This window comes from Variovorax sp. P4_D9 (genome assembly GCF_056401695.1).
Window position 1 is genome coordinate 1 of the sequence record NZ_JBFUIU010000501.1, and the last position, 6,749, is coordinate 6,749.

Genomic DNA, 6,749 nt, shown 5'->3' on the forward strand with positions numbered 1-6,749 from the left:
TTGCCGAACAGCGGCTCGGCCGGGAACGGGCTCGGGAAGGGCTTGATCGTGTAGCTGAAGATCCAGCCCGCAAGGCTGTTAAGGATGACCAGCAGGCCGATGAAGACGATGACCACCGAGAGGATCGGCGCGTTCTCGACCGGCCGCACGACGATGCGCTCGATCAGCACGCCGAGCGTGAAGGCGATCGCCACCGTGATGAAGAACGCGGCCCAGTAGGGCAGGCCGGCCTGCATCAGGCTCCAGGCGATGTAGGTGGAGAACATCGCGAGCTCGCCCTGCGCGAAGTTCACCAGGTGCGTGGCCTGGTAGATCATCACCAGCGCCAGCGCCACGCTGGCATAGATGCCGCCGGTGGCAAGGCCGGAGAGCACCTGGTGCAGAAGGAGGTTCATGGCGCTGCGCTCAATAGCCGAGGTAGGAGCGCCGCACCGCTTCGTCGTTGCGAACGGTCTCGGCGCTGCCGGAGATCACCACGCGGCCGGTTTCGAGCAGGTAGGCCTGGTCGGCCAGCCGCAGCGCCAGCGCCGCGTTCTGCTCCACCACCAGCATGCTCACGCGGTCCCTGGCGTTGATCTCGCGCAGGATCTCGAACAGCTCCTGCACGATGCGCGGCGCCAGGCCGAAGGAGGGCTCGTCGAGCAGCAGCAGCCGCGGCCGCAGCATCAGGGCGCGCGACACCGCCAGCATCTGCTGCTCGCCGCCCGACAGCGTGCCGGCCTGCTGGAAGCGGCGCTCGCGCAGTCGCGGGAAGTGCTTGTAGACGCGCTCGAAATCGGCCGCCACCTCAGCCTTGTCGCGGCGGATGTAGGCGCCCAGGCGCAGGTTCTCCTCGACGCTCAGCGCGACGAAGGTGCCGCGCCCGTCCGGCACGTGGGCAACGCCGAGGCGGACGATGGATTCGGTCGCGCGGCCCTCGATGCGCTGGCCCGCGAAGGCGATCTCGCCCTCGGTCCGGACCATGCCGCAGACCGCCCGCAGCGTGGTCGTCTTGCCGGCGCCGTTGGCGCCGAGGATGGTCGTGATGCCGCCCTCCTCGACCCCGAAGTCGATGCCGTGCAGCACCTTGCTCGCGCCGTACTGCGCGCGCAGGCCGCGGACGTCGAGCAGGCGGGCCATCAGCCCGGGTCTCCCAAATAGGCGCGGATCACTTCGACGTTGGCCTGCACCTCGGCCGGCGAGCCGTCGGCGATGACGCGGCCGAAGTCCAGCGCCACCACCCGGTCGGAGACCCGCATCACGAGGTTCATGTGGTGCTCGACCAGCAGCATCGTGAGCCGGAGCCGCTCGCGCACCTGGCGCAGAAGGTCCATCAGCTTGCCGACTTCCTCGTGGTTCAGGCCGCCGGCCGGCTCGTCGAGCAGCAGCAGCTTCGGCTGGCTCGCCAGCGCCCGCGCCAGCTCGACGCGCTTCTGGGTGCCGAAGGGAAGGTCCATCACGCGGGTGGCGGCCACGGCGCCGAGGTCGAGCAGGTCGACCAGCTGGTCGGCGTGCGCTTCGAGCACCTGCTCTTCGCGCCGCACCCCCGGCAGCCGCAGGGCGTTGGCGAGGAAGCCGCTGCCGGTGCGGCAATGGCCGCCGAGCAGGATGTTCTGCCGCACGGTCATGGTCCGGAACAGCGCCAGGTTCTGGAAGGTGCGGCCGATGCCCATAGCCGCAATGCGGTGCGCCGGCGTTCCGACCAGCGAGCGGCCCTCGAACGAGATGCGGCCCTCGCTGAAGTCATAGAGCCGCGACAGGCAATTGAAGAGCGTGGTCTTGCCGGCCCCGTTCGGACCGATCAGGCCGACGATGAAACCCTCGGGCACCGCGAACGACACCTTGTCGAGCGCCGTGATGCCTCCAAAGCGCACGGTGACGCCTTCGACGCGCAGCAGATCGGCACGGGGGGCAGGCGAGGCGATTTCCGGCTCCTTGCACGGTGGAACCCAACCCGAGCGGGACGCTCGGATGCCACTTGATACAAAAGATACCGGTGTTCGAACGAATGGAAAGCCGGCTTTACCCTTGATTGCCCGGCGCAGCAGCCCACGGCTGCGCCGGCGCGCCGGCCGCGATGGCCTGCTGCCGGATCGGAACTGGGAGAGCCTGGGTCAGGCGCGGCGCTAGCCGACTTGCACTTGCGGGTCGGGCGGCAAGGGGTCGGAGGGACCGAAGGTCTGCTGCTGGTCTTGCACGGGCGCCGTCGCCCGCTTGCCGATGCCGGGCACGATGCCCCGGACGAGGTGCCTCGGCAGGTGGTGCGTCTTCTTCAGCAGGGCCAGGGCCTCGCTGCGCGCGGGCTCGGATGCCGGCAGGAACATGTGCAAAGAGCTCATCGTGGTCGCCCCAATGAACGCCAGGATTCAAAAGAGGCCCCTGGTTTGGCCGGAGGCGGATTATGGGCGGCCGGCGCGCCGCCGTCACAGGTCGCCCCCGCCGACGGTAGTGTTGAAAGGGGCCGGCGGTTACACACTGGACCGCCGCCGGCTCTCACGAACCGCCCGGGATGTTGGCGACGATGCGCTTGCCCATGCTGACGCGCGGCTCGACCGCATAGTCGATCGCTTTGTAGAAGGCGGCCACCGACTCGTTGCCGGCGGCAATCTGCAGGTTGATCTTCATGCAGCCCCGATCCGCCAGGGCACGCTCCGCGTGCGCAACCAAGGCCGTGCCGATGCCCCGGGACCGATGCCCCGGATCCACGGCGACCGAGTACAGCCAGCCCCGGTGTCCGTCGTAGCCCGCCATCACGGTGCCGACCACCGAGCCCTGCGCCAGCGCGACGAAGAACAGGCCGTCGGCGACCGCGAGCTTCTTGTCGATGCCGAGGGCGGGATCGTTGTGCGCCGTGCCGTAGCTGAACGTGGTCCCCCAGAGGCGGATTACCTGCTCTCGGTGGACATCATCGCGGTACGGGGCGACCAGGGTCGCGCAGTTCGCTTCGGGCGCCGGGGCATGGCAGGCGACGCCGAACTTGTTGCCGTCGGGATCCCGGAAGTAGGCGCCGTAGTAGTGCGGGTGGTACTGCGCCCTCAAGCCGGGCGCGCCTTCGCAACTTCCGCCGTGGGCGAGCGCGATGCCGTGCACCATGCGCACCATCGCCCGGTCGGCCGCGGCGAAGGCCACCATCTGGCCGTTGCCGGGCGCATGCGGCAGGCCGTTGTGCGGCTTGCAGATCACGAAGAAGGGCCGCGTGCGACCGGCGCTGTGCCAGCCGGCCCAGGGCTTGTCTCGCTCGCAGAAACGCAACGCCAGGCCCAGGCCCTGCATCACCGGTTTATAGAAAAGCAGTGCGCGCTCGAAGTCGCTCACGCTCACGAACACATGCGAATACATCCAGGCTCACCAGGGGCTTTGCCCTGATGAGCCGAAGATAACGGAAAGCGCTCAGTTCTTCGCCGGCACCGGCACCTCGGTGGTTCGACTCTTGCCGCCACCCTGCACGCTGCCGCGGACGGTGGTGTTGCCAGCGCCCAGCACCCGCTGCGCGCAGGCGGCGCGGGCACTTTCGGGATGCCTCTGGCAGCGCGCGAGTGCGTTCTTCTCGTAGCCGCCCGGACTGTTCAGGAGGCCTTGGTGCTTCGCTTCCCGCTGCGGCCTCGCGGTAGCAGGCCGTGCGATCGACGCGCGGGTCTTCGCAGTTGGGGGCGTTGCCCTGTGCCTGCGCGCCCGCCGCGCCCATCCGCGCGCCGCTCGCCAGCAGCACGCTCAAGGTCGAGTGAAGGACAGATTCATGACGCTTCTCCTGGATCTAAAAATTGGCGAAACCCAGGCTGCCGCCATCCCCGCGCCTTGCCAAGGTCAACGAAGAAGGACAAAAACCGTGGGCCTGCCAGCGCGCCAGCTACCAGAACCGCCACCAAGGCCGCGCAGGCCTTGCTTCGGGCTCCAGCGGTGCGCGATCCGACGGCGTGGAGCCCAGGCGCCTGTGCAGTTCCGCCTCCATGCGTTGCGCCTCCTTCAAGGCGTTCGGGTCGCCAAGCTCAGCCCGCTTTCGCAGCACATAGGCGGCCGCGGCGAGTTCGTCGTCTCCCATCGTCTCCATTCATGGAATTCTGGCTGCGGCTGTCGAGGCGGCCAATAAGCCATCCGGCCGGTGTGATTCGGCCGTGCGGCATGCACCCGCGCTAGCTCTTGGTGCCGGATTTCGAAGACGCGGCCACGCTGTTGGCCAGGAAGACCCAGGCGATCAGGCTGACGAGCGTTCCGCCCCAGCCGAACCCGGTTCTGCAATCGATCTTGAAGAATTCCGCGACCAGCGGAAAGCTGTCGACGATGATCATGCCCGTGTAGGCGGGAAGATGGAAGATGTACCCCGCCCAGGTGACGAAGTCGTCGAGGGAGACGACGCCATCGGCGTTCGCATCGAGCGTCTGCCGGACCGCGTCTCCCGCCCTGGAGCCGACCCACCAGCGGCGGCAGTGTTCGCTGTCATTGACGATGCGCATGCTGGTGTTCTCCTCGAATTCGCTGTCGTCGCGGGTGCGGACGCGCGAGGGAGTGTCGTCCTACCTCGTCACGATGGCAAAAGCTGCATGTTCATCCAGTGTCCGGCACGGATCACCTGTGCGATCGGCGCGACGGGCCGCGACTCAGGGCACGTTCTGACCTTGAATCCCGAACACCTTGCCCGGCAGCGCGAAGGCGCCGCCGAACTCGAACGGGGCGGGATTCCCTGCAGCGTCGATCGTCGGACAGCCGGGCGGCTGACAGTTCCACTGCTTTCCCTGGTCGGAGAAGGTCACCGGCCCGAAGCGGTAGTTGCTCAGTGTCCTTCCGGCGTAGTCGGCAACGCTGATGATGTAGCCGGCGGTGCCGAAGTTGTCGCCCTCGTCGATCGCGATCGGATCCTTGATCCGAGTGTCCTTCAAGGTGCGGATCACACTGCCCGATGTCTGGTTCGCGTTAAACCTGATCCAGTCGATCTTTCGGTCTCCTCGAGACACCACCACCACCTGGTTCAGCAGCGCGTTCTCGTCGGGCCGATCCGGGTCGTCCTTGGCGAAACTCATGCCGGTGGGGTTGCGGCCCACGGCCACGGTTCCGGTCTGCCGGATGTCGGCCGCGGTTGCACCCGAGCCGGCATAGTTCGCGCCGAGGCTGAACATGCGAAGCGTTCCTTCCTGGGTGGCGATCCACGCGCGACCAGGACCCCATACCGCCGTCTTCACCGCAGTCGGGCGGGCGCCGAGGTCGACGGTCTTGACGACCACGGGGGTCTGCTGCGGCGCGTATTCGAACGAATGCGGCCACTTCGAGTGGACGTTGCGCGCCAGGTCGAAGTTGTCGATGACCTTCGCTTTGAACTCCGCCGCGCTGCCGCCGAAGTAGACCGCGTTCACGTAACGGAACAACGGCCCGAGGTCGATGAACACGGCCTTCTGCTCCGACTTCGAGATCACCACCGCGGTGCCGCCCTTGGCGTACTTGCCGGACAGCGGGCCACCCGGCTTGAACTTCTGGCGCTTGTCCTCCTGGGTCAGCGGGTTGCCCCAGGGGCCGGTCTGCACCGAGCCGTTCGGGCCCTCGAAGATCATCGTGCTCCACTGGTCGACGCCGGAGGTGGCGTGGATCTCGGTCGGCGCCGCCATGCCCGGCAGGTCGACGTAGCCCAGCAGCTTCATGTAGCCGATGTTGCCGCGGTTGGCCAGGCCGGGGTACGAGCGCGACCACTCCTCCCAGTAGCGATACCAGGCGGTGCCGTCCGGGTTGATGCACCGATCCTTGCCCTCGTTGTCGCAATGGCCGGCGAGCGCGATGACCGCGACCTGCCCCTTCAGCGCGGTCGTGTCCCAGACGGTCACCAGCGCGAACTCGGAGTTGTTCGTCATGGCCACCGCCGTCGGCACCTTGTCGGCTGCCAGCTTCAGGGTCGTGCGGTTGCGCGAAGTGTTCGTGCCGACCGTCGCCAGCAATCCGTTCTGCAACGCCACCAGCGTCGTGGTGCACCACCCCGCGCGGCCGCTGCAGCGGCCGCTGGCCACCGGCGTCGTGCCGCCCGTCAGCCCCGCCTTGCGGTACTCGACCACATTCACGTCGTCGAGCCCCGCGCCGTAGAGGGTCCAGGAGAGATTGACGCCCTGGCGGAAGGTGTTGTGGTCGTAGGCGCTGACCTCGAGGGTCGAGATGCCGGCCCGCTGCGTCGGGTCGTCGGGCACGAAGAGAGGCTGGCCCTGGTTGGTCGAGTAGCCCTGCGAGGTCTTGAGCGGGCCACCGACTTGCCAGAATACCGGCACGCTGTACGGCATCTCCACCTTGTTGTCGGGACGGCGATACCAGGTCGGCAGGCCTGCATCGGTGACGCCATAGCTTGCCGCGTCGGGCCCGTAGCGGTAGGCGATGCCGGCCTCCTTGCTCAACTGGGCGGCCATGGCGCGGTAGGCCTCGGGAATCACCTTCTTCCGAGCATCCACGACATCGCTGGCGACCGGCGCGGCGTGGAGGCTGGACGCGATGAACAGAAGGACAACGACGAAGAACTTCATGGCTTCACTTCCTAGAGGGCGGGGCGCACTTCTGCGTCGCCCCGATCATGGAACTGCACAGGGCGCTGGAGAAGACGATGCCGACGACGGCCGATGATGAGCCAGGAGCCTGGCAAGCTTGCGGATCGAGCAGGCGAGGAACGGCGGGAAGTATYGACTCCCCTGAAAATCCCCCAAAAGAAAATGGCCTAGAGGGGATAAATCCTCTAGTCGTGTCGGGCTTTCCCGCCTACCCCGAGTGGGCGGCGGCTTGGACAATCGCGCCAGTTTAAATAGACCTCC

The 6,749-nt window shown here is 67.3% G+C and carries 8 protein-coding genes and 1 pseudogene; all 9 read right to left on the reverse strand.

Annotated features, from left to right (window positions below):
* Positions 1-395 (reverse strand): branched-chain amino acid ABC transporter permease (locus AC1DY5_RS36670; protein ID WP_478119394.1); only part of this gene is annotated, 395 nt, incomplete at its 3' end.
* Between the two features lie 10 nt (positions 396-405).
* Positions 406-1,119, reverse strand: a complete 714-nt coding sequence (locus AC1DY5_RS36675; RefSeq protein ID WP_478119395.1) for an ABC transporter ATP-binding protein — start codon at positions 1,117-1,119, stop codon at positions 406-408.
* Positions 1,119-1,853, reverse strand: a complete 735-nt coding sequence (locus tag AC1DY5_RS36680) for an ABC transporter ATP-binding protein (protein ID WP_478119396.1) — start codon at positions 1,851-1,853, stop codon at positions 1,119-1,121. Before AC1DY5_RS36680 ends, AC1DY5_RS36675 begins: the two co-directional genes overlap by 1 nt.
* Positions 1,854-2,105: 252 nt before the next feature.
* On the reverse strand, positions 2,106-2,318 hold the full coding sequence (locus tag AC1DY5_RS36685; protein WP_478119397.1) for a hypothetical protein: 213 nt from the start codon (positions 2,316-2,318) through the stop codon (positions 2,106-2,108).
* Positions 2,319-2,472: 154 nt separating this feature from the next.
* A complete protein-coding gene (locus AC1DY5_RS36690) occupies positions 2,473-2,907 on the reverse strand; it encodes a GNAT family acetyltransferase (protein ID WP_478119401.1) in 435 nt (144 codons plus the stop codon).
* 24 nt (positions 2,908-2,931) lie between these two features.
* A pseudogene (locus tag AC1DY5_RS36695) lies at positions 2,932-3,318 on the reverse strand (VOC family protein); the annotation flags it as partial.
* Between the two features lie 508 nt (positions 3,319-3,826).
* Positions 3,827-4,027 carry a hypothetical protein gene (locus AC1DY5_RS36700; protein ID WP_478119398.1) on the reverse strand — a complete coding sequence of 67 codons (201 nt, stop codon included), beginning with the start codon at positions 4,025-4,027 and terminating at the stop codon, positions 3,827-3,829.
* Positions 4,028-4,109: 82 nt separating this feature from the next.
* Positions 4,110-4,430 (reverse strand): hypothetical protein, encoded by a 321-nt coding sequence (locus tag AC1DY5_RS36705; protein ID WP_478119399.1) that lies wholly within the window; start codon positions 4,428-4,430, stop codon positions 4,110-4,112.
* Between the two features lie 144 nt (positions 4,431-4,574).
* A complete protein-coding gene (locus AC1DY5_RS36710) occupies positions 4,575-6,467 on the reverse strand; it encodes a hypothetical protein (protein WP_478119400.1) in 1,893 nt (630 codons plus the stop codon).
* Between the last annotated feature and the right edge of the window lie 282 nt (positions 6,468-6,749).

Excerpts from the sequence above, each read along its gene's own strand:
- AC1DY5_RS36700 (WP_478119398.1), bottom strand. The coding sequence starts at position 4,027 with ATGGAGACGATGGGAGACGACGAACTCGCCGCGGCCGCCTATGTGCTG.
- AC1DY5_RS36710 (WP_478119400.1), bottom strand. The coding sequence starts at position 6,467 with ATGAAGTTCTTCGTCGTTGTCCTTCTGTTCATCGCGTCCAGCCTCCAC.
- AC1DY5_RS36685 (WP_478119397.1), bottom strand. The coding sequence starts at position 2,318 with ATGAGCTCTTTGCACATGTTCCTGCCGGCATCCGAGCCCGCGCGCAGC.
- AC1DY5_RS36705 (WP_478119399.1), bottom strand. The coding sequence starts at position 4,430 with ATGCGCATCGTCAATGACAGCGAACACTGCCGCCGCTGGTGGGTCGGC.
- AC1DY5_RS36675 (WP_478119395.1), bottom strand. The coding sequence starts at position 1,119 with ATGGCCCGCCTGCTCGACGTCCGCGGCCTGCGCGCGCAGTACGGCGCG.